The 24,309-nt window shown below is 64.7% G+C and carries 21 protein-coding genes; 14 read left to right on the forward strand and 7 right to left on the reverse strand.

Going from position 1 to position 24,309, the window contains the following annotated elements; translation table 11 throughout:
• Positions 1-71: 71 nt before the first annotated feature.
• Together dnaJ and dnaK are read right to left on the reverse strand one after the other, a co-directional pair.
• A complete protein-coding gene (dnaJ, locus tag QU44_RS06310; RefSeq protein WP_033921009.1) occupies positions 72-1,193 on the reverse strand; it encodes a molecular chaperone DnaJ in 1,122 nt (373 codons plus the stop codon).
• A 121-nt stretch (positions 1,194-1,314) separates the two neighbouring features.
• Entirely contained in the window at positions 1,315-3,222 is a 1,908-nt protein-coding gene (gene dnaK / locus QU44_RS06315) for a molecular chaperone DnaK (protein ID WP_033921010.1), read from the reverse strand.
• Positions 3,223-3,395: 173 nt separating this feature from the next.
• Here dnaK and QU44_RS18470 point away from each other — a divergent pair, with 173 nt between their 5' ends.
• The 5 genes from QU44_RS18470 (at position 3,396) to QU44_RS17140 (ending at position 8,662) form a co-directional block, all read left to right on the forward strand.
• Complete coding sequence (locus QU44_RS18470; protein WP_052134390.1) at positions 3,396-3,836, forward strand: copper chaperone PCu(A)C; 441 nt, start codon at positions 3,396-3,398, stop codon at positions 3,834-3,836.
• Between the two features lie 43 nt (positions 3,837-3,879).
• A complete protein-coding gene (locus tag QU44_RS06325) occupies positions 3,880-4,326 on the forward strand; it encodes a vgr related protein (protein WP_033921147.1) in 447 nt (148 codons plus the stop codon).
• A 139-nt stretch (positions 4,327-4,465) separates the two neighbouring features.
• Positions 4,466-6,787: a TonB-dependent receptor gene (locus QU44_RS06330; RefSeq protein WP_033921012.1), complete on the forward strand. Its 2,322-nt coding sequence runs from the start codon at positions 4,466-4,468 to the stop codon at positions 6,785-6,787.
• A gap of 112 nt (positions 6,788-6,899) precedes the next feature.
• Positions 6,900-8,135, forward strand: a complete 1,236-nt coding sequence (locus QU44_RS06335) for a dipeptidase (protein ID WP_052134391.1) — start codon at positions 6,900-6,902, stop codon at positions 8,133-8,135.
• 146 nt (positions 8,136-8,281) lie between these two features.
• Positions 8,282-8,662 carry a DUF4168 domain-containing protein gene (locus QU44_RS17140; protein ID WP_052134392.1) on the forward strand — a complete coding sequence of 127 codons (381 nt, stop codon included), beginning with the start codon at positions 8,282-8,284 and terminating at the stop codon, positions 8,660-8,662.
• A 23-nt stretch (positions 8,663-8,685) separates the two neighbouring features.
• On the opposite strand, the gene QU44_RS06345 is transcribed toward QU44_RS17140, so the two are convergent.
• The 5 genes from QU44_RS06345 to QU44_RS06365 all read right to left on the reverse strand — a co-directional run bounded on the left by QU44_RS06345 (position 8,686) and on the right by QU44_RS06365 (position 14,504).
• Positions 8,686-9,243 (reverse strand): septal ring lytic transglycosylase RlpA family protein, encoded by a 558-nt coding sequence (locus tag QU44_RS06345; RefSeq protein WP_033921013.1) that lies wholly within the window; start codon positions 9,241-9,243, stop codon positions 8,686-8,688.
• Between the two features lie 115 nt (positions 9,244-9,358).
• Positions 9,359-9,607, reverse strand: coding sequence for a hypothetical protein (locus QU44_RS06350; RefSeq protein ID WP_231621641.1), 249 nt, complete (start codon positions 9,605-9,607; stop codon positions 9,359-9,361).
• Positions 9,604-10,509 carry a DUF6671 family protein gene (locus QU44_RS06355; protein WP_156140986.1) on the reverse strand — a complete coding sequence of 302 codons (906 nt, stop codon included), beginning with the start codon at positions 10,507-10,509 and terminating at the stop codon, positions 9,604-9,606. Before QU44_RS06355 ends, QU44_RS06350 begins: the two co-directional genes overlap by 4 nt.
• 3 nt (positions 10,510-10,512) lie before the next feature.
• Positions 10,513-12,930, reverse strand: coding sequence for a YbcC family protein (locus QU44_RS06360; protein ID WP_033921150.1), 2,418 nt, complete (start codon positions 12,928-12,930; stop codon positions 10,513-10,515).
• 20 nt (positions 12,931-12,950) lie between these two features.
• On the reverse strand, positions 12,951-14,504 hold the full coding sequence (locus tag QU44_RS06365) for an NADH-quinone oxidoreductase subunit L (RefSeq protein WP_443018077.1): 1,554 nt from the start codon (positions 14,502-14,504) through the stop codon (positions 12,951-12,953).
• 103 nt (positions 14,505-14,607) lie between these two features.
• On the opposite strand from QU44_RS06365, the gene QU44_RS06370 reads away from it, so the two are divergent.
• The 9 genes from QU44_RS06370 (at position 14,608) to QU44_RS06405 (ending at position 24,287) form a co-directional block, all read left to right on the forward strand.
• The gene (locus tag QU44_RS06370) at positions 14,608-15,498 is read left to right on the forward strand and encodes a LysR family transcriptional regulator (RefSeq protein ID WP_033921019.1); all 891 of its coding nucleotides are present in this window, start codon (positions 14,608-14,610) and stop codon (positions 15,496-15,498) included.
• 561 nt (positions 15,499-16,059) lie between these two features.
• Entirely contained in the window at positions 16,060-16,506 is a 447-nt protein-coding gene (locus tag QU44_RS06375) for a DUF2946 family protein (protein ID WP_231621642.1), read from the forward strand.
• A gap of 106 nt (positions 16,507-16,612) precedes the next feature.
• The gene (locus tag QU44_RS06380) at positions 16,613-18,709 is read left to right on the forward strand and encodes a TonB-dependent siderophore receptor (protein WP_052134393.1); all 2,097 of its coding nucleotides are present in this window, start codon (positions 16,613-16,615) and stop codon (positions 18,707-18,709) included.
• Between the two features lie 68 nt (positions 18,710-18,777).
• Positions 18,778-19,572, forward strand: coding sequence for a DJ-1/PfpI family protein (locus tag QU44_RS06385; RefSeq protein ID WP_033921156.1), 795 nt, complete (start codon positions 18,778-18,780; stop codon positions 19,570-19,572).
• The gene (locus QU44_RS18170; protein ID WP_156140990.1) at positions 19,569-19,733 is read left to right on the forward strand and encodes a hypothetical protein; all 165 of its coding nucleotides are present in this window, start codon (positions 19,569-19,571) and stop codon (positions 19,731-19,733) included. Before QU44_RS06385 ends, QU44_RS18170 begins: the two co-directional genes overlap by 4 nt.
• Positions 19,734-19,816: 83 nt before the next feature.
• A complete protein-coding gene (locus tag QU44_RS06390) occupies positions 19,817-20,260 on the forward strand; it encodes a DUF2244 domain-containing protein (protein WP_033921023.1) in 444 nt (147 codons plus the stop codon).
• A complete protein-coding gene (locus QU44_RS06395; RefSeq protein ID WP_033921024.1) occupies positions 20,257-21,399 on the forward strand; it encodes a PepSY-associated TM helix domain-containing protein in 1,143 nt (380 codons plus the stop codon). The genes QU44_RS06390 and QU44_RS06395 overlap by 4 nt, the downstream gene beginning before the upstream one ends.
• On the forward strand, positions 21,396-23,543 hold the full coding sequence (locus QU44_RS06400) for a TonB-dependent receptor (RefSeq protein WP_033921025.1): 2,148 nt from the start codon (positions 21,396-21,398) through the stop codon (positions 23,541-23,543). The genes QU44_RS06395 and QU44_RS06400 overlap by 4 nt, the downstream gene beginning before the upstream one ends.
• Before the next feature lie 24 nt (positions 23,544-23,567).
• Positions 23,568-24,287 carry a superoxide dismutase gene (locus QU44_RS06405; RefSeq protein WP_033921027.1) on the forward strand — a complete coding sequence of 240 codons (720 nt, stop codon included), beginning with the start codon at positions 23,568-23,570 and terminating at the stop codon, positions 24,285-24,287.
• Positions 24,288-24,309 lie beyond the last annotated feature (22 nt).

The following is a 24,309-nucleotide window of genomic DNA, read 5'->3' on the forward strand; positions in this document are numbered from 1 at the left end:
TTGTCGAAAGTGGTGCGCCGGGCTGGCAAAGCGGCGCGATCTCGCCCTTCGCCAGCCCGGCGGTCAGGCAATCAGCCGCCCAGTGCGGCCTTCATCTTGGCAAAGAAGCCGCTGGTTTCGGGGCATTCCTCCCCGGTTTCGGTTTCGCGGAACATTTCGAGCAATTCGCGCTGGCGGGCGGTCAGGCGGGTCGGGGTTTCCACCTCGATCCGCACGACCAGGTCGCCGCGACCGCGCCCCTGCAACACCGGCATGCCGCTGCCGCGCTGGCGCACCTCGCGACCGCTCTGCGTGCCCGGGTTAATGCGGATCGTGTGGCGGGTGCCGTCTGGCCCGGGGATGTGGATTTCACCGCCCAGCGCTGCAGTCGTGAAGCTGACCGGCGCGCGCGCGTGCAGCGTCGTGCCCTCGCGCGTGAAGATCGCATGCCGCGCGACATGCAGGAAGATATACAGATCGCCCGCCGGGCTGCCGCGCGGTCCCGCCTCACCCTCGCCGGTCAAGCGAATCCGCGTGCCTTCATCGACACCGGGGGGGACGTTGACGCTGAGTGTCTTGGTCTTGTCGGTACGCCCGTCGCCGCGACAGGTGTTGCACGGATCGGCGATCACCTCGCCCGCGCCGTGGCAGGCGGGGCAAGTGCGCTCGACCACGAAAAAGCCCTGCTGCGCGCGCACTTTGCCGTGGCCGGCGCAAGTGGTGCAGCCGCGCGCGGCGGTGCCGGGCTTGGCCCCGCTGCCGCCGCAGGTGTCGCACAGTCCCGATACGTCGACGGTGATTTCGGTCTGTTTGCCGTTAAAGGCATCCTCGAGCGTGATTTCCATGTCGTAGCGAAGATCGGCGCCGCGCCGCGCCTGCCGCCGCGCGCCCTGGCCGCCGACGAACTCGCCGAACATGCTTTCGAAAATATCGCTGAAGCCCGAGAAATCATTGGCACCGCCGCCGCCACCGCCCGCACCGCCATGCTGTTTGAACGCGGCATGGCCATAGCGATCATAAGCGGCGCGCTTCTGCGGATCCTTCAAAACCTCATAGGCTTCGCTGACCGACTTGAACTTGGCTTCGCTGTCCTTGCAGCCGCCATTCTTGTCGGGATGATACTGCATCGCCAGCTTGCGATAGGATGATTTGATCGTCGCGCCATCGGCGGTGCGCTCGCAGCCGAGCACTTCGTAATAATCTTCGGTGGTCATATCTGCCCCCTATGCCCCAAACCGTCGCCCCAGCGAACGCTGAAGCCTCGTGCGACCGGACCCGCTCGCCTGCCGCACGAGATTCCAGCTTGCGCTGGAATGACGGTCTGGGATCATAGTTTTACGCTTTCTGGTTGTCGTCTACCTCTGAGAACTCGGCATCGACGACGTCCTCCTGCGCGGGCGCGTCCGTTGCATCCTTGGGCGAGGCTTCCTCGGCCTGCTGCTTTTCATAAATCGCCTGGCCCAGCTTCATCGCGACCTGCGCGAGTTCGCCCGACTTGGCGGTCATCGCCTCGGCATCGCCGCCCTCGACCGCAGCCTTGGCTTCGGCGATCTTGGCTTCGATCTCGCTCTTGAGCGAAGCGTCGACCTTGTCGCCATTGTCAGCAAGCTGGCGCTCGGTGGTGTGGATCAGGCTTTCGGCGTTGTTCTTTGCCTCGGCCGCCGCACGGCGCTTCTTGTCTTCCTCGGCGAACTGCTCGGCATCGCGCACCATCTGGTCGATGTCGTTGTCCGACAGGCCGCCCGATGCCTGGATGCGGATCTGCTGTTCCTTGCCGGTGCCCTTGTCCTTGGCCGACACGTTGACGATGCCGTTGGCGTCGATGTCGAAGGTGACCTCGATCTGCGGCACGCCGCGCGGGGCCGACGGAATGCCGACCAGGTCGAACTGGCCGAGCATCTTGTTGTCGGCGGCCATTTCGCGCTCGCCCTGGAACACGCGGATCGTCACCGCCTGCTGATTGTCGTCGGCAGTCGAATAGACCTGGCTCTTCTTGGTCGGGATCGTGGTGTTGCGATCGATCATCCGGGTGAACACGCCGCCCAGCGTCTCGATGCCCAGCGACAGCGGGGTCACATCGAGCAGCAACACGTCCTTGACGTCGCCCTGCAGCACGCCAGCCTGGATCGCCGCGCCGATCGCCACGACTTCGTCGGGATTCACGCCGGTGTGCGGCTCCTTGCCGCCGAAGAAGTTCTTCACGACTTCGCGCACCTTGGGCATGCGGGTCATGCCGCCGACCAGCACCACTTCGTCGATGCCGTCATTCTTGACGCCGGCATCGGCCATCGCCTTCTTGAGCGGCTCAAGCGTGCGCTGGATCAGCCCGTCGACCATCCGCTCGAGATCGGCGCGGGTGATCGCCTTCACCAGATGCTTCGGCCCATTGGCGTCGGCGGTGATGAAGGGCAGGTTCACTTCGGTGGTCTGCGCGCTCGAAAGCTCGATCTTGGCCTTTTCGGCGGCTTCCTTCAGCCGCTGGAGCGCCAGCTTGTCCTTGGTGAGGTCGATCCCCTCGGCCTTCTTGAAATCGTCGGCCAGGAACTGGACCACGGTCGAATCGAAATCCTCACCGCCCAGGAAGGTGTCGCCGTTGGTCGCCTTTACCTCGAACACGCCGTCGCCGATCTCGAGGATCGAGATGTCGAAGGTACCGCCGCCAAGGTCATAGACCGCGATCGTCTTGTTGGTGTCCTTGTCGAGGCCATATGCAAGTGCCGCCGCAGTCGGCTCGTTGATGATGCGCAGCACTTCCAGGCCCGCGATCTTGCCCGCGTCCTTGGTCGCCTGGCGCTGAGCGTCGTTGAAATAGGCGGGCACGGTGATGACTGCCTGCGTGACGGTCTCGCCCAGATATGCCTCGGCGGTTTCCTTCATCTTCTGCAGCGTGAACGCCGAAATCTGCGACGGCGAATATTCCTCGCCGCCCGCCTTCACCCAGGCATCGCCATTCGGCCCGCGCACGATGGTGTAGGGAACCAGCTCGGTGTCCTTCTTGGTCACCGGATCGTCGAAGCGGCGGCCGATCAGCCGCTTGACCGCAAAGATCGTGCTGTCGGGATTGGTGACCGCCTGGCGCTTGGCCGGCTGGCCGATCAGTCGTTCGCCATCTTTGGCGAAGGCGACGATCGATGGCGTGGTGCGCGCACCTTCCGCATTTTCGATCACCTTGGGCTTGCCGCCCTCCATTACCGCAACGCAGCTGTTGGTCGTCCCGAGATCAATACCGATTACTTTTGCCATATTCCCTCGTAGGCCCCCAAAGGTCTGAACAGATTGATGAAAGCCCCATGCCCGTTCCCGCCGGCCATGGAACCAGATCCAGACCGCGATATAGGTGGGGTTCGGCTTGCCGCAAGATTGGCGCGTCGTTACACGAAATCGCGGATTCCCAAGCGTTCCCAGGAAGGCACAAAATGCGCCGTTTTTCCCTTTCCATCATCATGATGGCTATGATGGCCGGCTGCGGCCCCTCCGATCAGATTAGCGTCGAGGAGGCATGGATTCGCCTGCCGGCGGTCGCGGGACGTCCGGGTGCCGCCTATTTCACGATCGAAGCCGCTGGCCGCGACGATGCACTGACCGCTGCATCAACGCCGGTCGCCAAGCGCGCCGAACTGCATGAAAGCATGGCGGGCACCGGCGGCATGATGACGATGAACGCGCTTGAAACAGTGCCGCTGAAGGCAGGCCAGCCGGCCAACTTTGCGCCCGGTGGCCGCCATGTGATGCTGTATGACATGACCAGGGGGTTGCAGCCTGGCAACGAGACCCGGCTGAAGCTCAGCTTCGCCTCGGGCCGCGAAATCGATGTGCCCGCGCGCATCGTCGCAGCCGGCGAAAGCGCGCCAAAGTGAGCGGGCCGGTCGCCCGCGCGGCGACCGCCAGCCAATCCGCCGCATGAAGCGACCCCTGACGCCGGGCGAGATCGCGCTCGCCAGCAGCATCTTCGGCAATGCGATCGATTATCGCCGGGCAGCGATCGCCAACCGCAAATGGGCGTTCTTCCAGCCGCGCCGGGTGACGATGGCCCCGATGGGCTGCATCCATTTCCATCCCGCAAGCGGCCTGTATGCTGAGGATTTCGGCGACAGCGACCGCGATTTGCAGGGGCTGTTCCTGCATGAAATGACGCATATCTGGCAGCATCAGCAGGGCATTTTCCTGCCGCTCAAGCGCCATCCCTTCTGCCGCTATGATTACAGCCTCAAGCCCGGATGGCGGCTGGGGCGCTATGGCCTGGAGCAACAGGCCGAAATCGTCAGGCATGTGTTTCTGCTACGCCGGGGGGCGATATTGCCGGGTGCGCCACCACTCGAACAGTATCGCGGCATCCTGCCGTTCTGATCGTTGCCGGGCGCGTTCGCTGTTTTAAGGCATACTGTCATCAATGCGTCACGCTTTGTAACGCATACGTCATGACAATGCAGCGCAGCGTTCACAAGTCGCGCGCAAACGCCCCCCAGAACACAAATGGGGGTTACCAATGCAACATCGCCTTTCGCTGGCAGCCATGCTGCTCGCATCCACCACCATCGCGGCACCGGCATTTGCACAAGCTGCACTGCAGGACACCAGTGACAGCGCGACCGACTCGTCGCGCGACACGAACGAGATCGTCGTCACCGCGCAAAAGATCGAACAGCGTCTGGTCGACGTGCCGATCACCATTTCGGCGGTGTCGGGCGCGCGCATGGCCGAACTGGGCGTCAGCGATCTCGACGAACTGTCGAACTATATTCCCGGCCTCAACGTCCAGGAGCAGAGCGCGAACAATCCCGGCATCGTGATCCGCGGCATCACCTCGGATTCGGGCTCGGCACAGCAAGGGCCGCGCGTCACCCTGTATTACAACGGCGTCGACATCGCGCGCTCGCGCGGTTCGTATCAGGCTATCTACGATCTGGAGCGGGTCGAGGTTATCAAGGGGCCGCAGGCAACGCTGTTCGGCACCGCATCGGCAGTCGGCGCGATCAGCATGACCTCGGCCCGCCCACGCGAAGGTTTTTCGGGCGCGCTGACCGCAGGCTATGGCAATTACAACGCCAAATTGCTGTCGGGCTTCATCAATGGCGGGTCGGACGTGTTCGCAGGCCGTATCGCGTTTGAATATAAGAAGCGCGACGGGTTCGTCGAAAACCTCTCGCCCAATCAGGACGAGGAACTCTATGCGCAGGACCAGCTCGGCATCCGTGCTTCGGTTCGCTACGCCCCCACCGATCGCTTCACGCTCGACGTCATCGGCACCTATGACCGCCAGCGCAACGGCGGCACCCCGTTCGTCTCGCGCGCATTGCCGACGCAGGCGGGGCCGGGCAATCCGTTCGGTAAGGCCAATCTGGGCGGCTCGCCGGTGTCCGAAGCAGTGCTGGGCGCGGCGCAGCTTGGCCTTGATCGCGACGTCTATGACTTCAACCTGACCGCGAGCTACGAATTGTCCGACAGCCTGACCTTCACCACGGTGAACGGCTATCGCGACTTCGACAGCCTAGAGATTTTCGACGCCGATGGATCGGCTGCCTGGTATCTCGAGTTCGCCGAACTGGCGAAGGGATGGCAGGTAAGCCACGAAGGCCGCTTTGCCTATAACAGCCAAAAGCTGCGTGCATCGTTCGGTTGGAATGTGTTCGTCGAGGACAGTTTCCAGAACATACCGTTCTCGACCGAAGAAGGTATTTTCCTGCAATGCGCGGCGCGGGTAATCCCTGGGCTTCCCTGCATCAACGCACAGGGCACGGTGACGGCGGCGCAGGCCACCGCGATCCTGTCGGGCGGGCGGCTGACGCAGGTGCCCTACAGCTCGGTGTTCGAGAACCAGGGTCAGAACGACACCTATTCGGTGTTTGCCGATTCGACCTGGATTCCTATTCCAGCGCTTGAGCTTACCGCTGGCGTGCGCGTGCTGATCGAGCAGCGCAAATCGGGCTATTTCGCCCGCGTCCCCCGCGTCACCCTCACCGGTGCCGCATCGCTGATCGGCCAGGTCGATACCGGTGGTCAGACCTTCACGGCGCAGGACAGCTTTGCCGCGATCCTGCCGCGCTTCAACGCGCTGCTTCGCCTTTCCGACGATATCAACATCTATGGCACGGTATCGAAGGGCCGTCGCTCGCCGGTGGTGCAGCTCGACGCCCGCAGCACGCCGACCGGCCCGGCGGCAAACCTCCAGTCGGTGCCCGAGGAAATTGTTTGGAACTATGAAGGCGGCATCAAGGGGACCGTTGGCCCGGTCTCGGGGACGCTCGGCGTCTATTACCAGAAATATGACGGCTTCCAGGTCAGCGTCCTGCTGCCCAACGGCATGACCCAGACCCAAAGCGCCGGCACCGCCAGCAACCTGGGTGTCGAAGCCGAAGTAAGCATCCGGCCGACGTCGTGGTTCAACGTCTTCGCCAACGGATCGTACATCGACGGCGGCATCGACGAGGGCAACAACTTTGCGCCCCAATTCTCGGGTGCACGCTTCCGGCTTCAGCCCGAATGGCAGGCGGCGGCTGGCTTCACCGTCAATGCGCCGGTCGGCAACGGCATGCGCTTCTTTGCGACGCCGACAGTCACCTATCGCAGCCGCATCTTCTTTGAAGTGCCGAACAACCGGGCGATCTCGCAAGGGCCGGTCACGCTGGTCAATGCGCGCGCCGGCCTTAGCTTCATGGACGAACAGTTCGAACTGGCAGGCTTCATCCGCAACGCGACCAACGAGGAATATCTGCTCGACGCCGGCAACACCGGCGGTTTCTTTGGCATCCCGACGTTCATCCGTGCCGAACCGCGCTTCTATGGCGCGCAGTTGACCGCGCGCTTCTAAGGCAAGCGAGGTGCCCCTGCCCTTTTCGGGCCGGGGCAGTTCGGGTCTATCCATCGCGCTCGCCCCGCGACATGATGCGTGCTTTACGCGACATGGCCGGGGTGAGCACGATATGACGAACATGCTTGGGATTTCGCTGGCCCTGCTGCTCGCCGCGCCGGCGCTGGGCCAGGCCACCAGCCCCCCGCAAGATGCCGCCGCCCGTCTCGAGCGCTTTCTCGCCACCCGCCCGGTGGTCGACGGTCACAACGACCTGCCCTGGGAATTGCGCGAACGGCATGGCAGCCGGGTCGAAACCACCGACCTGTCAGCCAATGGCGACAAGCTGGTGCCTCCCGTCCAGACCGACATCGCCCGGCTTCGCGCCGGCGGCTATGGCGGGCAGTTCTGGTCGCTTTGGATTCCTGCGACCATCACCGGGGCCGAAGCGGTCAAGACCACGCGCGAGCAGATCGCGCTCGTGCGCCGGCTGGTCGCGCGCTATCCCGATGATCTGGCGCTCGCCACCACCAGCGCCGAAGTCCGCGCCGCGCAGCAAGCCGGGCGGATCGCATCGCTGATGGGGATCGAGGGCGCGCACCAGATCGCCGACAACGACCTGTCGGTGCTGCGCGACTATCGCCGGGCGGGCGTGCTTTACATGACGCTGACGCACACGAAGAACGTCTCCTGGGCCGACAGCGCCACCGACACCCCCAATGTGCGCGGCCTGACCCCGTTCGGGCGCGAGGTGATTGCCGAGATGAACCGGATCGGCATGCTGGTCGACCTGAGCCACGTATCCGCCGACACCGCCAAGGCCGCGCTCGCCGCCACCCGCGCGCCGGTAATCTTCTCACATTCCAATGCCTTCGCGCTGAACCCGCACCCACGCAACGTGCCCGACGACGTGCTGCGGCTGACCGCGGCGAATGGCGGCGTGGTGATGGTCAATGTCTATCCGGTGTTCGTGTCGGCGGCCTATGCCGACTGGAACGCGCGGCGCGGTGCCGAGGCGAAGCGGCTGGGCATCGCTACCAACGATGCCGGCATGGCCCAGTGGACAGCTGCGAACCCCGCCCCGCGCGTGACCGCCGCCGATGTCGCGAACCATGTCGAACACATCGCGCGGATCGCCGGGCGCGATCATGTCGGCCTGGGCGGCGATTATGACGGCATCGGCGGCACCGGGCCGGAGGGGATGGCGGGCGTCGATGGCTGGCGACTGCTGTTCGCCGAGCTGATCCAGCGCGGCTGGTCCGATGCCGATCTGGCGAAGCTGGCGGGCGGCAACGTCCTGCGCGTACTCGCGAAGGCCGAAGCGGTCGCGTCCCCTGCCCGCGACATCGCGAACGACACGATGGGTTGAGCGATAGCATCGACAAGACGATGCAATGGTTTTTCTGGTCGCGGCCAAGCACCGATCCACCGCGATACGGTTGCCCTTAGCAAATCAAGCGGCGATCGTCATGGTGTATCTGGAGCATAGTCTCTCGTTTACCCTGGAGAACCCTGATGAATATCCGACATTTCACGATCGTCGCTGCCGGACTGTTGACCGTGAACAGCCCCGCCTTTGCCCAAGCGATGGCGAGCGGTCAGGCCGCGCCCGAAGCCCAGGCGCAGACCGCGCCCGCCACCAGCACCGGCCCGATCAGTGACGCGGACGTTACCCGGTTCGCAAAAGCAGTCGTCGCGGTCGAAGCAGTGCAAAAGGATACCGCGATCGCGCCCGCCGAAAAACAGGCACAAATGGCGGCAAAGGTGCAAGCCACCGGGCTGGAACCCGCAAAGTTCAACCAGATCGCGCAGACCATGCAAAGCGACCCGGCCTTGCAGGCGAAGGTTTCCGCTGCGGTGCTGGCCGAAAGCAGCGGTGCTGCCCCGGCTCGATAGGGTTCGGGTGGGGGTCGGGGCGGCTAGCGCTGCACCAGCCCCGCCCGCTCCCCCGCCGCCAATTGTGCCTGTAGGCTTTCCAGCACGCGGCCCGAAGCGGCAGGGCGATCCTGGGCGGGCTTGCCGGCGCGCAAACGGGCAGCGTCGCGCGCGGACGGATCGACCCGGCGGACCCGTACTGCCGCCGCCCCCGCAGAGCGCATGCCGAGCAGGTCCGCTGCCCCGCGCGACAGATCGATCACCCTGCCGCGCGCAAACGGGCCGCGATCATTGACCCGCACCAGGATCGTCCTGCCAGTCTCCAGCGACGTCACCTCGACATAGCTTGGCAATGGCAGGGTCTTGTGCGCGGCGCTGATGCCCTTGGGGCGAAACCGCTCGCCATTGGCGGTCTGCTTGCCCGATTCATTGCCATACCAGCTGGCATAGCCAAGCTCGTCATAGCGCGGGTCGGCGGCGGGCACATAGGTCGTGCCGCGCACCGTATAGGGACGCCCGATCTTGACCGGCGTATCGGCGACCGGGCGATAGTCACGCCCCGCACACCCCGCCAGCGCGAGCGTGCCGGCAGCGATCGCCATCCCCCGACCGACCGATCCGCGCCTCAACGCAACCCTGCACCAATACCCTGCCATCGCCGCCGATTATACCGCGTGCCCCGGCAAAACCTATGGCGGTGTGCGTGCCGCCACGCCGTCAATCGACGAACACCGAGGTGACCGCGATTTCGATCTGCGCTTCGGCACGCGGGGCGATCAGATGCCGGAGCATCTCGACATCATTTTGCAGCGCGATCGGATCGAGCCCGTCCGCCGAACGAAGCGCCTGTTTCACCCAGTCGCTCATGTGCGGATGATTGAGCACCCACGCGATCCGGGCATCGGCGATCGAAAGCTTGACCTCGGGCTCCTGCCGCACACTGGTTACCCGCTCGTCCGCCCTCATGGGTTGCACTCCGCGCATTGGCCGGGGTCGGCCTTGTCGGCATCGCCCCTGCGCTCCTCGCGCCGCCCGCATCCGGCGCACGACCATAGCGCTGCCCGCGCCAACAGCGTCGGCTCGCCGCACCAGCCGCAGGGCAGTCCCGGCAGACGTTCGGTCACGGCAAAGCCCGGACGGCGGCAATCGGGGCATTGGCTGCGGCCACGCCGCGCCAGATCAATTGTCGCGCGCCGGATCGCGCGCATGCGGCGCGGATTGCGATGCGCGCGCATGTCGGTTTCGACAAAGGCACCGCCGCCCCCGGCAAGACATGCCTCGATCGCGGCGGTCAGCGCCGGCCAGGTGACGGCATCCTTGACCAGGCCAAGCTCATGCGCCGGCTGACCGTCGCGGCAGCCCATGACGATGACGCCATGATCGGGAAAGCCGATCCGCTGGGCAAAGGCCAGCCCCTGCTCGATCGAGGTGATTACCGCGTGCGAAAAATTGGTGTCGGGCGTGGCATATTGCCCGACAAGCTCGATACCCGCCACGCGATCGACCAGCACGACGATCTCCTGCTGTAGCGGGCAAAAGGGAAGATAGGGATGCGGGCCGAAGCTGCCTTCGCTCGCCAGCGCGATATGGGCATCGGGCATCGCGGCAAAGGCGGCGTCGATCTTGGCGCGCGCTGCGGCCAGGGCCGACCCGGTGCGCGGCACCTCGCGGCTGAACGTGCCAAAGGCATCGGTGTCGATCCCGCTGGCAACCTCGACGCGCAGGCCCAGGAAACGCGCGGCGATCGGCGCGATTGCCCGCTCCTTGGCGTGCATCGTCGCCAGGATCGCGCGTTCGCCGGCATAGGGTGTCACTGAAAGGCCCGCCGCTACGGAACCCGGCGGGATGGCAATCGCCTGAATGGCCATCGTTCAGGCCGCCATGTCGGCGACAGCGGCAGATGGCGCATCCTGAAGCACCGGGGTCCAGTCCAGATCCCCGGCATAGCGCCACGCCATCCGCCCGGCATCGTCCAGCGCGAACAAGTGAAGCCAGCGATTGTCGAACAGCGCGCGCACCCCCGGATGGCGCGCCAATATCTCGCTCATCGCCTCGCGCGGTGCTTCGATGCAAACCGACAGCCGCAGCGGTTCATGGACATAGCGCTCGCCGTCATGAACCGATTGCCACGGCAGCCCGGCACGCAGCGGGCCGCCATTGCCCTCGACCACGCCGATGCCGCCAACGACATTGTGCAACAGCTTGTTGCCGCCGCCGAACACCGCCGGGGCTACGGTCGATCCATAATATTGCAGGCTGATCCAGCTTGCGACGACCACCGGCGCGGTCAGGATCAGCTCGAGCACGCCGAAGCCGGCATCGCCTCGCCAGTCATAATCATGCAGGAACGCGCGCCCTTCCAGGCTTTTGCCCGCCGTCCGGCGGCGCGGCGCGGCAATGAACGCCTTGCACCCCGCCAGCGCCCATTCGGGCCGAACCTCGGCCCAATCGCGGCTGCGCTTGACCAATTCGGCCCCGGTCGTCGCGCGCGGCAAATGCAGCGCGCGCTCGCCGCGCGCGATCTTTCCTGCGGCGGCAAGCCAGGTCCGCACCGCCGTCAGGTCGGGATGCGGTGCCGCGCCGCCGTCCTGTGCGTACAGCGTCACCGCGTCGGTGGTCGTATCATGCAAAGCGGCAATGAACCGCGTGTCCGCCGGTATCTCGATCCCCTCCGGCATCAGCCCCTGCCGGACATCGGCATCGTTGAGCAGCGCAGCCAGCAGCCGCGCATTCACCTCGCCCGAATAGCCGCCACACGCGCCGCAATGCAGGCCGCTGGCATGCGGATTGTTGACGACATTGGCCCCATGCCCCGCCAGCAGCACCAACGGCGCGAAATTGCTGGTCAGCGACATGGCGCGCAGCACCGCCGCTGCCGCCTTGGTCCGCGCGGCCAGATCGAGCGAGGGATCGAGGCGCGGCATCGGATCGTTGGGTGCCAGCTTGGCGCGCAGCCCCAGCGCGTCGCTCACCAGCTTGCCAGCATAGACCGGCCCCATCGCCTCGACAAAGGCAAAGGACGAGATCGCCGCCAGCCGAAACCGGCCCCAGGCGCGCTCTGCCCGCGCCTTGAAACGCGCAGCGAGATCCGCCGCAGCCTCCTCAGGCCCGCCCGACCGGCTGGTCAGGCCCGGATTGAGCAGCACCGGCAGGCGATGCTCGGCCACATCCGAAGCAAAGCGGCGATGCGAGGCGGTGATCCCGAAAAATCCGGCAAAGCCCAGCGTCTGGATCGCCGGGTTGACCGATTCGAGCGCGCGCCGGAACACCTCCGATCGCACGTCGATGCAAAACGCGGCCTGCAATGCCGCACGGTCAGCCGAAGGAGCGATGCCGGGTGCCGCCAGCGTTTCGGCCAATAGCCGCTGCGCCGCGCGCTCCGCCGCCTCTTGCAGGATCGAATCGATGGCCTGATCGGCAGTCGGCGTCACCGGCGCGGCATGCAGCACCATTGCCGATTGCCACCGTAGTTCGATCTGGTCGGCATAACGCTCGAACAGCGCGGCTTCCCAGATCAGGCGAATGGCCAGAAACGCCTCGATCGTCGTGTCGGTGCCACCGCCAAGCTCGGCCTGCCAAAGCTGATAGCGGGCATATTGCGCCCAGCCGCCCAGCGTCATCAGCATCTGGTGGAAATAGGTTTCGGTCGCCGCCGCCGGCAAGCCGATCGTCTCGACGACGCGGGCAATCGCATCCGCCGCCGCTTCGGGTGCTTTTGCCACATAGGCGGCAAAGCCCGGCAACCCGGCGATTTCGGGAGTGATGTCGTGAGTCGCCATCGCCCGCCAGACGCCGTAAGCACCGCCGTCGCGCGGGGCGGCCCATAGCGCCTGCCCTTCGTCGAAATATCCCGCCGCCCAGGCACCGAAGCGCTCGGCGATGAGGCCGGGCCAATCGATGCCCGACACCGCCGCCGCCAGATTGGCGATCGTCGGCAGTGCGCCGGTAGCATCGGCCGAAGCGCGCCGGGCGGCCAGTTTCAATGCAAAGAGGTTGGCGGGTCGCGTCGACACGGGGGCGCTGGCCAGCGCGTCGGCAAGATCGGCATCGGTAATGCCCCCATCGGCGATTCGCGCCTGATACCAGTCGCGCGGCATGGTGACGGCGGCACCCGCCACGCGCCCAAGCCGGGCCGCGACCATCGCCAGGCTTTCGCCAGCCTGCCCCAGGAAAGGGTTTACCGCGACGCTGGACGCCAGCGGCCAGACCGGCGGGACTGCCCTGGCCGCGCGATCGACGGCTGCGCCAAGGGAGACACCATCCTTCGACGATGCAGATTGTGCGTTCATCATGATCGTTTCCGTTCGGATCAGGGGTGGTTACGCAGCCGCCAGCCGCCCAGCAGCCGGTCGAACACCGCATTGGCGTAAAAGCCGTTCGAGAGATGCACCCGCAGCCCGGCGGCGGCGGGGTGATAGGCCCATAGCGGGAACATCGCCTGCACCACCGCGACCAGCCCGAAACTGAGCACCGCCAGCGCGATCAGCCCCCATTGCAGCGGCCCGGGTGCGGGCGGCGCGGGCAGCACTCCCGCCGTCAGCCACATCGCAAAGACTTGGAGCGCGAAATAGCCGGTCGAGGTGGCGAGGGCATATCCCAGGGTGCGCTGCGTCAACGCCTTGGGCGCGGCATCGGCCAGCCCCTGCGCCAGCATATAGGCGACGCCAAAGATCAGGATCGCCCCCAGCGCGATGGCCTGGGGCGATTTATGCTGAAACCCGAAGCCAAAGCCGACGACGCCGTAAATGACCAGCGCCAGCACAAAGGCCCGCCCGACCGCCCCCACCTTTGGGATCGCGACGGGTCCGGGGCGGCGATTGGCGGCGATCTGCTCGACCGCGCCGCCCGATGAGAGAAACGCATGCGCCTTGTACAGCGAATGCGCGACGATGTGCAGCAGCGCCAGCGGGAACAGCGCCAGCCCGCATTCGAGGATCATGAAGCCCATCTGCGCCACGGTCGACCATGCCAGCGCGGTCTTCACCGCGGGCTGGGTCAGCATCACCAGCCCGGCGAACAAGGCGGTAAAGCCGCCGACCATCACCAGCACCGCCAGCACGCCGGGCGCGAGCAGCATGACATCGGCGAAGCGGATTAGCAGAAAGCCGCCGGCGTTGATGACGCCCGCGTGGAGCAGCGCCGACACCGGCGTCGGCGCTTCCATCACTTCGGTCAGCCAGCCGTGCATCGGGAATTGCGCCGATTTCAGCAGCGCCGCCATCGCCAGGAAACCCGCCGCCGCCATCGCCAGCCCGCCGCCGGTGCCCGCGCGCGCGGCTCCCAGGATCGCGGCGATGTCGGTGGTACCATAGGCCAGCGCCAGCAGCACTGCGGCGATGACCAGTGCCGTGTCCCCCATGCGGGACGTCACATATTTCTTGGCCGCCGCCCGCTGCGCCGCTACTCGCCCCGGATAGAAGAGCAGCAGCCGATGCAGGAACAGGCTGGTGCCGATCCAGGCAAGGACAAGCTGCACCAGATTGCCCGCCAGCACCAGCAGCAGCACCGCCGCCAGCGTCAGGCACAGCCAACCAGTAAAGGCGCCTTGCCGCGCTTCGCCGTCGAGATAGGTCGCGGTGTAGCGCACCACGACCCAACCGATGAACGATACCAGCAGCAGCATCACGATGTTCAGCGTGTCGAGGCTGTGCGAGCGCTCCAGCCCCATCGCCGCGATCGCGCCAGCATTGCCGGTCGCGGTGAATGCGGGCAGCAGCGCCGAAAACACGGCAATGCCGAGCGCGAAGAGCGCCGCCACTTCGGCCAAGCGCGAAACGCGGCGGGTGCCCTGTCGGAAGCAAGCCCCGGCAGCGAGCGCCAGCACCAAGGGTGCAGCATGCGGTAGATAATCGATCGGCAACACCGGCTCCTTCGCAGCCCATAAAACGGTGCGGCCCGAGTATCGGCTAAATAATTCGCTGAAAAATTCATTGTTCCTTACAGATCGTTCTGTTTTATAGAACGATATGAAGACGCTCAATTTCAACCATCTGCGCTATTTCTGGGCGGTGGCGCATGCGGGCAACCTCACCAAGGCAGCCGAGCGGCTGAACCTGTCGCAATCGGCTTTATCGGTTCAGATTCAAAAGCTTGAGCATCAGATGGGGCATCAATTGTTCGAGCGGGTCGGCAAACGACTGGTGCTGACCGAGGCGGGGCAGATCGCGCTCGATTATGCCGACACCGTGTTTCACGCCGGCAACGAACTGATGAGCACGCTCGTCGGCATGCCGGTGGCAAGCCGCCAGGTGCTGCGCGTCGGTGCGCTGACCACCTTGTCGCGCAATTTCCAGCTCGAATTCCTGCACCCGCTGGTGGGGCGAACCGATGTCGAACTGATCGTGCGATCGGGCACCATCCGCGACTTGCTGGCGCAACTCGAAGCGCATGCGATCGACGTTGTTCTATCCAATAGAGCAGCCCCGCGCGATGCCCACGCGCCCTTCCGCAACCATCTGCTCAATGAACAGCCAGTCAGTCTGGTCGGGCGGCCAAGGCCGGGGAGGCCCCCCTTCCGCTTTCCCGACGATCTGCGCGTCGAGCCGATCCTGCTGCCCAGCCTCGACAGCGACATCCGGATCGGCTTCGATCGGCTGCTCGAACTGGACGGAATCCGCCCGATCATCCTGGCCGAGGTCGACGACATGGCGATGTTGCGCCTGCTGGCGCGCGAGCGCGACGCCCTGACGCTGGTGCCGCCGATCGTCGTCCGCGACGAGCTCGAATCCGGGATATTGGTCGAACACTGCCGCATCCCGCGCCTGGCCGAACGCTTCTATGCGATCACCCTAAACCGCCGGTTTCCCAACCAATTGCTCGGCGATCTGCTGCCCAGGTTCAGGCAACCCGACGATTAGCAGGGGTTAGCGAGCACGCTCATTCCCACTCGATTGTGCGCCACCATCATAACTATCTGATTTTCCTAATCAAAATATTTTTGCATTTCAGGATGCCGCTACCCACGCCGTCAAAAAGTCGGACTATTGATTTTATTGACGAATTTTCCGCTCTTCTCGAAATCGGCGTGTCGAGATCATTCGCTATCATTCGCCCCGTTGGTCGCATTCCTGCGAAGATCTGATGCGTACCAGTCTCACAAATTGCCTCTCAAAAATACCGTCAATCCACCCTTTTTCTCCCAAAAATCACGTCAGGAAATACCGTCAGCACGTCGCTCATCCTGTTAACACCGTAGGATTATCGCGCATGTCAAATGCGCGATAATTCCGGCCACCTACCAACCTGCCCGCTCAGAACGTCACCCCATCAAGCGCGCTCTCGACGTCGCAGTTCAATAATCGTGATCAAAATGCGCGGGAGGCGACCGAGTGTGCGCCTGTAGCTCATATCGCGCGCAATTAGAAAGCAAGTGCGATAAGATTCCAGCCATATCAATGCCTTGGCTCAGCGCGCCTCAGTTGTTGATGACAAGGACAAAGGTCGCCGCTATCAGCACGGTCATGTTCGGGGCCATTCGACAAAAGGGAAGCGCGCGCAGCCTGTTTGCTGCGCTTTTTGCATTGGCCCTGGCCCTCCGAGTCGTCGTTCCTTCCGGCTTCATGCCGGTTCAGACCGCTCAGGGCATCGTCGTCACCATCTGCGACGGCATGGCCAGCGGCAAGACGATGGTCATCGATCTGCAGCGGTCCGATGACAGCGAGCATCCGTCCGACCATCATAAGCAACCGGCTCCCTGCGCCTTTGCAGGGCTGTCAGCACCGGTTTTGGCGGGCGGTCTTCCGCCCGTCCTCGCACTGCCTGCCCTGCCGCTGCGCGAGATTGCGCTGCCGCCGCCCGTCAGTCGCGCACCGGTCTCGGCCGATTTCCTGACCCCGCCCTTGCGCGGGCCGCCCGCTCTGGCTTGATCGCCGGAGTCGCATGATCTGACTGGGCCGCCTATCTGCGGCATCGGTCCACTTCTCCGGCAACGACGCGCGCAAAGGCGCGCTCCTGATCTTGCCGGAGTTTCCAATGACCAAGACCTGCCTGCTGGCGTCCGTCGCCGCATTTTGCCTGCCCGCCATCGCCCATGCCCAGGATGCGCCGCCCGAGCGCTGGACGCCGGATGATATCGTCGTCACCGGCGAGCGCGAAACCTATCGCACTGATGAAGCCAGCGTCACCCGCACGCCCGTGCCGCTGATCGAGACGCCGCAGTCTATCCAGGTGCTGACCCGTGCTTTCATCCGCGACCAGGAACTGAACACACTGGACGAGGCGCTGCGCAACGTGTCGGGCGTAGTGCCGACGCTCCCGTCTGAAGCCGTGCTGGCGAACCCGATCGTCCGCGGGTTCGAGGCCGAAATCTTTACCGATGGCCTAATTGGCTATGGTGACACCGCCGTCATCGATCCCGCGTCTTTGTGGAATGCAGAACGGGTGGAGGTCGCCAAAGGCCCCACTTCTACCTTGTTCGGCGGCGGCACCGGATCGCCACTCGGCGGGCTGATCAACATCGTGTCGAAGACCGCCAATGACACCCGAGCCTTTGCCTTCCGCGTGCGTGCCGGGAGCTTCGACGAGTATTCGGCGGCGGCCGATGCCAATGTGCCGCTCTCCTCGACGCTCGCCATCCGTCTGGTCGGCGAGGCGCAGACCAACGGCGACTATATCGACGCCGTGAAGGTCGATCGCACCTTGATCGCGCCATCGATCCGCTTTGCCCCCTCGGACGGCACCGACATTGTCGCGCGGCTGACGCATACCCGTGTCGAGCAGCTCGAATATGCCGGTCTTCCCGCCCAGTTTCGCGACGACCCGCGTGTGGATCGTGCCCGCTTCACCGGCGCGGTCGATGCGCCCCGCACGACGATCGATAATCTGACCTATCAATTGGAGCTGAAGCAGCAACTGACCGAGGGCCTGACGCTGAATGCGCGCCTGCGTCGCTATGAGAGCGCGTTCGACGAGCGGGCGACCACGCCGTTCTTCGGCTTCTACCCCTGCGGTGCGGCCTCGTTCCTGAACGACACCTCCTGCCCGCAGGTCAGCGCACGCCTGCCCGCCGATATCGGCGAATGGACCGGTGACCTTTCGCTGACCGGCGAATTCACAACAGGCGCAATCGAGCATGTCGTGCTCGCAGGCGTGCAAGCCGACCGCACCGATTATGACGCCGCGATCGGCTTCACCCTCTTCACGCCTTTCGCGTTGGACTATGCCGGACCTGCGCGGGTTGGCGGCTTCACCGAGCCGACGCTGAACCAGTTCATTACCAACCGCTACAAGACCAATGCCGCCTATCTTCAGGATCAGGTGACGATCGGTCCGGTCCATCTGCTTGGGTCGATCCGTTATAGCGAGCTGCGGCTGGAGGAAGTGGCGGGCGGCGCGGGCAACAACCGCAGCTATCATGAGTGGGACCCCCGGATCGGCGCGACCCTCGATCTAACCGAGGGGATTTCGCTGTTCGCGGGCTATGCGACCGGCTCGCGTCTCGCGATCTTCTTCAGCGGCGCGGAACCACCAGTTCCCGAACGATCGGAAAGCTTCGAGGGCGGTTTCAAGTTCGCGCTGGCAAGCGTCGGCCTGTCGGGCACGATCGCCGCCTATCGCATCGATCGCAGCAACGTGCCAACGCCGGACCCCAATACGTTCGGCAGTTCCGTGCAGGTCGGCAAGCAGCGGAGCGAAGGCGTCGAGGCGGACCTGATCTTCGAGCCGACGCCTGCCTTCTCGTTGCTGGCGAGCTATGCCTATACCGATGCGCGCGTGCTGGCAGACAACGCCATTCCGGCGGGCAGTCGCCTGCCGCGCGTGCCCAAGCATAGCGGACGCCTTGCGGCGCGCTATCGCGTTCAGGACGGCGGTCTGAAAGGCCTTGAGCTGGGTGCGGGCGTCACCGCCAATTCGGGCGCGGTCATGACCCTGCCGACCGGTGCCAAGACGGACGGCTATGCGGTCGTCGACGCGCTCGCCAGCTATCGGATTGGGCAGGCGCGGATCGGCCTTCGCGTCGATAACCTGCTCAACACCGATTATTTCATCCCGTACCAGTATCTTGCGCAGGACGTCGTGCGGCCAGGCAATCCGCGCTCTGCTTTCGTCACCGTGGGGTTCGACCTGTGATCGCCCGTGATCCGCGCGGCCCCGTCGCATCCGCCCTCAACGCGCCGATCGATCGGCGCGCTGCCTTGATGACCGCACTTCTCGGTGCGCTTGCCGCCAGTGGGGCCAGCGCGCAGGACAAACCGGCTGCTGACCCGCACGCCGGGAATGCAATGGACGCGATGCCGCCGGGCTGGGTGAAGCCCGACCAGATCGCAATGCTCTGCTATCCCGGCATGACGATCCTCGACCTAATCGGTCCGCAATATATGTTCGCGGCTCTGATGGGGGCGACGGTACATCTCGTCGGCAAGACGCGCGATCCGATGACCAGCGACACCGGCGTCACGATGATCCCGACCACGACATTCGAGCAGTGCCCGAAGGACCTGACCGTCCTGTTCGTGCCGGGCGGCACCGCCGGCACGCTGGCGGCGATGCGCGATGACACGACGCGCAACTTCGTCGCCGATCGCGGTGCGCGCGCGCAATATGTGACGTCGGTCTGCACCGGCGCACTCGTGCTGGGTGCCGCCGGGCTGCTCAAAGGCTATCGCGCCACCACGCACTGGGCGGCGCTTGAAACGCTCACCGACTGTGGCGCGACGCCGGTGTCCGAGCGCATCGTGCGCGATCGCAATCGCATCACCGGCGCGGGCGTCACCGCAGGTCTCGATTTTGGGCTGACCATGGTCGCAGAACTGCGCGACGCGACCTACGCGCAAGGCGTCCAGCTCGGCTGCGAATATGATCCGCAGCCGCCGTTCAACGCAGGCTCGACCCGCACTGCGCCGGCCGAGGTGAAGTCGATCATGGCATCGATGTACTCCGCATTCCCCGGTCAGGTGCGCGACGCCCTGCGCGCCACAGGAGCCGCCAAGTGACCCGCGCTCCGAATGGGTTCATCGCCTGGCTTCGGCAGACACGCCGATCGGCTTGGCTGCTGATCGGGATCTGCGTGGTGGGCCGCGTAGGCGATGCGGTGATCGGCGACATGCTCTCGATCAACGTCGGCAATCCCGCCGTCGCAGCGGTGACGCAATGAGTTCCGATGCCATGCCCGCGCAAGAGCGGGACTTGCGCGCTGGCCCGTGGAACCCAATTCTAGCGTCCGATCGCGAAATCCGGATGACCGCGCCCCGCTCCGCATTGCCCGTTCAGGGCAAGTATCTGCTGGGGGCGCTCGGCATCGTGGCCACGCTGCTGTCGCTACGATTCGTGGTACTCGGCGCCTGGCCCGTGCTCATCTTCATGGTGCTCGATATGGGCGCGCTGGCGGTAGCGTTGCATATCTTCGGCAAGGCAGCGGTGCCTGAGGAGCGATTGCGCGTCGCGGACGGCAAGGTCGAGCTTTTCCGGCTTGACGGGCGCGGTCGCCAGTCGCGGATCTCGCTGCCGGCTTTCTGGACCAGGCTTGAGGTATCGAGCTACTCCGAATGCGACTGCAACCTGTGGCTGGTGTTCCGCCACGAGCGCCATGCTGTCGGGTCATGCGTTTCGGCTGCCGAACGGCGGGTGTTGATCCCGCGCATCAGCGCCGCGCTCGCCAGCGCACGCAGCCGCGACGCATGAGAACGCGCACACGCATCGTGCTGCGACAATTCCACCTTTGGCTAGGGTTGTCGCTTGGCGGACTATTCGCGTTGCTGGGTGCGACCGGCTCAGCCTTGGTGTTTTACATCGAAATCGACAGTGCGCTAAATCCAGCCGTCGAGGAGCGAGTGAGCACGGCAGCACCGGGCTGGACCTCGCCGGTCTGGGATCGTGCGCTCGCCACCGGGCGAGCACGCTGGCACGATCCGCATGGCAGCTGGTCGCTCGAAGCCACCGGACAAGGCGGCGCGATCCCTGCGCGCTATTACCCATCAGATCATCACAGTCATCACGCCGAGCGCGAGATGGTCTGGTTTTCGGCCGACGGCGCCCGCGTGCTGCGTGCCGAACCGTGGGGCGGCTATCTGATGAGCTGGCTTTATGAGCTGCACATGCACCTGCTCGCCGGCGAAATCGGCAGCCAGATCGTCGGTTGGGCGGGCTTCGCGATGCTGGTGCTGCTGGTCAGCGGCATCATCGTGTGGTGGCCACGAGGCAGCTGGCGCAAAGCGCTTGCGTTCAAGCGAAGGGCTCCGCCGATCCGCCGCCTGCGCGATCTTCACAAGCTCGCGGGTGTTTGGAGCATGGCATTGCTCTTCATCCTTGTCGGCACCGGGGCTCTATTGGCGTTGCCAGCGGTCAAGACCCAGGTGCTGACCGCCGCAATCACCGCGCCCGACGAGGTGCCGGACCCGCAATCGAAGGCATCGAGCGGTCGGCAGATCGCGGTATCGCAAGCGCTGGCCGCTGCGCACCGTGCTGTTCCCGAGGCGCGGCTCGCCTTCATCGACGTGCCCGGCATGGGGTCCGAGCCATTTCGCATGCGCGTCCAGTTTCCCGGCGACCCGCATTACCGCTTCCCGAGCAGCTTCGTCTTCGTCGATCAGTATTCCGGTGCCGTGCTTGCCGTCCACGACGTCCGGCGCGGCAATGCCGGGACAACCACTGCCAAATGGATCCGCGTCCTCCACGACGGATCGGTCGCGGGTCTTGGCACCCGCATCCTCGCCATCATCCTCGGTCTCGTGCCCCTCGCGCTCTTCGTGACCGGGTTCCTCCACTGGCGCCGGCACCTTGCTGCCCGCGCCCAATCACATGCAACAGGGAATTTCTCGTGAAGTCATCGTTCATCGCCATCGCCACCTGCCTTGTCGCGTCGCCTGCGCTAGCTCAGACCGCAGATGGCTCAGCCGACCGCGCTGATCGTGACATCATCGTCACCGGCCAGCAACTCGAGAAGGAGACGGAAGTGTCGGGTCGCCTTGGCTTGACCATCCGCGAGACCCCGGCCGTGGTCGATGTCGTCACGCAGCAGGACTTCCAGATCCAGGGTGTCCGCAACGCGATCGAGGCGATGAACGCAGCACCCGGCGTCGCCTCCGGTAACCTGCCGGGCTCGATCGGCTCGGTCTCGATACGCGGCTTCCACCGCGCGGTTAACTATCTCTATGACGGCGTTCGCATGGCCAATTCCGACGTCGGCCTACGCAACTGGGATGCGTGGTCGTTCGAGCGGATCGAGGTCATCAAGGGGCCGGCCTCGGTAACCTCGGGCGAAGGCGCACTTGCCGGCGCGATCAACTTCGTGCCCCGCCGCCCCAATCTCGACGGGCCGAGCGGCGAAATGCTGGCCAACTACGGCAGCTTCGACACCGGACGGCTCGCCGCGGACGTAAACCTGCCTTTGGGCAAGACCGTGGCCGTGCGCGGCGACGTCTCGTTCTCGCGGTCTTCCGGCTGGATCGACGATACCGACAGCCACACCTTCGCCGCAACGGGGTCGCTGCTATTCAAGCCTAGCGACCGCTTCTCGCTCGTGGTTTCGGTCGCCCATTTCGAGGACCGGTTCAAGACGGCCTATTATGGTACGCCGGTCATTGCACGGGCGCTGGCGCGCGATCCATCGTCGGCGGTGTCGGGCAGCTCCGGGCTGGTGCTCGACAAGGCGATGCGCAAGACGAATTTCGGCTATACAGACGGCAGCGACGGATCGACAACGACCTGGCTGCGCGCGCGCGGCGAATACGCACTCACCGACACGCTGAAGATCGTCAGCGACACCAGCTATTACGACAGCTTCCGGGACTACAAGAATGCCGATGAGTATAGCTTCAACGCGGGTACCGGACGGATCGGCCGCGGTGCGACGTTCATCAGCCACGATCACCGATATTGGAACCAGCGCCTGCATCTCGCCTTTGACGGCCAGATCGCCGGGCTTCGCAATCGGTTCACGATCGGTGCCGAATATGGCGAGACCGACTTCTTCACTGTGCGCCGCTTTGGCACCGGCACCCCGCTCGACCCGTTCAACCCGGTCCGCGGCACCTTCCCCGCCGACACGCCCGCCAATTTCGCGACCCGCCAAGACGTCACCGCGAAGGTCGATGCGGTCGCGATCTTCGCCGAGAACGCACTCAACCTGACCGACGAGTGGCTGGTCGTCGGCGGCCTTCGCTATGACTATGTGAAGCTCGACCGCCGCGTTCTCAACGCTACCAACGGCGCGGTCCAGACCTACGGCCAGAGCTATCACCCGATCTCATGGCGGGCGGGCACGGTCTATAGCATCACACCGCGGACCCAATTGTTCGCGCAATACACATATGCGGTGACGCCGGTCAGCGGCCTGCTGTTCCTGAGCGCGACCAACGCCAGCTACAAACTGACCACCGGCCGTTCTTACGAGGCCGGAATTAAGACCTCGCTGACCGGTAGCGGCGTTGAGTTGACCGCCTCGGTCTACAACATCGAGCAGGACGATATCCTCACCCGCGATCCGATCAACCCTGCGGTAGTGTTGCAAGGTGGTTCCCAGCGATCGCGCGGGGCGGAACTTTCGCTGAACCTGCCAGTCACGCCAGAACTGAACGTAACGGCGAGCGGCACGTTGCTCGACGCCAAATATCTGCAGCTGATCGAAGCCGGGGGCCTCAACCGTGCCGGCAACCGGCCGCAAAACGTGCCCGAGCAGCTCGCCGATCTTGTCGTGACCTATTCGCCCAAGGCGTTGCCGATTACGCTGGTCGGCAGCGTTCGCCACAATGGCGATTTCTACACCGAGACCGCGAACGTCACGAAGGTCAACGGCTTCACGACGGTCGATGCGGCGGTGTCGTCGAACGCGTCATTCGGCACGCTGACGCTGCGCGGTCGCAATCTCACCGACGAATTCTACGCCGACTGGTCGGGCTACGCCTCAGGTCTCGTCTTCATCGGCGCGCCGCGCAGCGTCGAGCTGTCGTTCACCCGGAAATTCTGATCCTCGGCAAAAGGAACCTATCTCATGCGTATCTTTCCCACGGTCCTGGCCACTGCCGCTGCGCTGCTGACCCCAACCATCGCATCGGCCCAGCAGGCGGCACCGGCAGCGTCACCGCAACCGGCAGCGTTCAACCTGCCGCCATTACCCTACGCCGCGAACGCGCTCGAGCCCGCAATCGATGCTGACACGATGACCATCCATCATGATAGGCATCACAAGGCCTATGTCGATGCGCTCAACAAGGCTGTGAGCGAGACCCCGACGCTGGTTGGCCAGACGCTCGAACAGATCGTCGCGCGTGCAGGCACGCTTCCGACCATCGTGCGCAACAACGCCGGTGGGCATTGGAACCACAGTTTCTTCTGGAAGACGATGGCACCGCCCGCCGAGACCGGCCAGCCTTCGCCCGCGCTACGGTCGGCGATCGAAAAAGGCTTCGGTTCGCTCGATGCCTTCAAGACGGCGTTTAAGGCCAGCGGCACAGGCCGCTTCGGCTCGGGCTGGGTGTGGCTGATCGTCGGCAAGGACGGCAAGCTCGCGATCACCTCGACACCCAATCAGGACAATCCGCTGATGGACGTGGCCGAGGTGAAGGGCACGCCCATCCTGGGCAACGACGTCTGGGAGCATGCCTACTACCTCAAATATCAAAACCGTCGCGCCGACTATCTGGATGGCTGGTGGCAGGTGGTCAACTGGAAGGCGGTCTCCGATCGCTTTGCTGCCGCGACCAAGCGCTGAGTTTTCCGCTGATACTCCTCAA

It is taken from the genome of Sphingomonas sp. 37zxx, from assembly GCF_000786205.1.
Taxonomy (GTDB): Bacteria; Pseudomonadota; Alphaproteobacteria; order Sphingomonadales; family Sphingomonadaceae; genus Sphingomonas.